Consider the following 537-nt stretch of genomic DNA (forward strand, 5'->3'; position numbering starts at 1 on the left):
AGGCGTTCCTTGCTGATGTCGGCGGCGATGACGCGGCCGCCTTCCCTGGCGATSCGCAGGGCGGTGGCCTGGCCGATGCCGGAGGCGGCRCCGGTGACGATGACGGTCTTGCCGGCGAACCGGCCGGTGGTGGTGGCTTCCTGCCATGAAGCTTCGTTGCCCATGATGTCCTTCCAGACGTTGCTGACGGTGATGCCGCCCAGCTTATGACACTCCGTGTCATTATGTAAGGGTGAATACTGGTGGGATGCCTTCGGATGCTGTGACCACCGCTGTCCCGCGCTCCGCCGGGCGGCCGGTGACGATTGATCCCGACGCAGTGGCCGCCATCGCGCTGCGCCTGTTCGCCGAGCGCGGCTACGAGCAGACCTCCATGGAGGACATCGCCCGCGCGGCGGGAATCGGGCGCAAGAGCCTGTACCGGTACTTCTCCAGCAAGGCCGAGCTCGTCTGGGGCGGCATGGAACCGGTGGTCGAGGCCTCGGGCCTGGTACTGGATTCGGCCCGCGTTGAAGGTCCCGACGGCGACATCCTGGC

General features: G+C 67.1%; 2 protein-coding genes. One reads left to right on the top strand and one right to left on the bottom strand.

Annotated features, from left to right (window positions below):
- Positions 1–164: SDR family NAD(P)-dependent oxidoreductase (locus AC1DGD_RS22115; RefSeq protein WP_476858283.1), on the bottom strand; the 164-nt coding region annotated here is incomplete at its 3' end.
- Positions 165–247: 83 nt separating this feature from the next.
- On the opposite strand from AC1DGD_RS22115, the gene AC1DGD_RS22120 reads away from it, so the two are divergent.
- Positions 248–537 (top strand): TetR family transcriptional regulator (locus tag AC1DGD_RS22120; protein WP_476858282.1); only part of this gene is annotated, 290 nt, incomplete at its 3' end.

It is taken from the genome of Arthrobacter sp. 05T45 (assembly GCF_056395875.1).